Below are 247 nucleotides of genomic sequence, written 5' to 3' on the forward strand. Positions count from 1 at the left end.
AGGCGCGCCAGGCCGGAAAGATCGTGGCGAGGAAGGAAAGGGTCAGTGCCATGACGATGACGAGTGCGGTCTCGTCGGCGTTCATGTCGGCCGGAAGCTGGCTAAGGAAATAAAGCTCAGGGCTGAAGAGCGTCGTTCCCGAAATCCAGGAAAAGAACTGCCGGATGGATTCGATGTTGAGGCAGACGATGACGCCGAGCGCCACGCCCGCGACCGTTCCGGCAACACCGATTGCAGCACCCGTCAT

At 60.3% G+C, this 247-nt stretch carries 1 pseudogene; it reads right to left on the minus strand.

Annotated features, from left to right (window positions below):
- A pseudogene (locus L981_RS32895) lies at positions 1-247 on the minus strand (lipoprotein-releasing system transmembrane subunit LolC); the annotation flags it as partial.

Origin of the sequence: Ensifer sp. ZNC0028 (genome assembly GCF_000799055.1) — a bacterium.
GTDB lineage: Bacteria > Pseudomonadota > Alphaproteobacteria > Rhizobiales > Rhizobiaceae > Ensifer.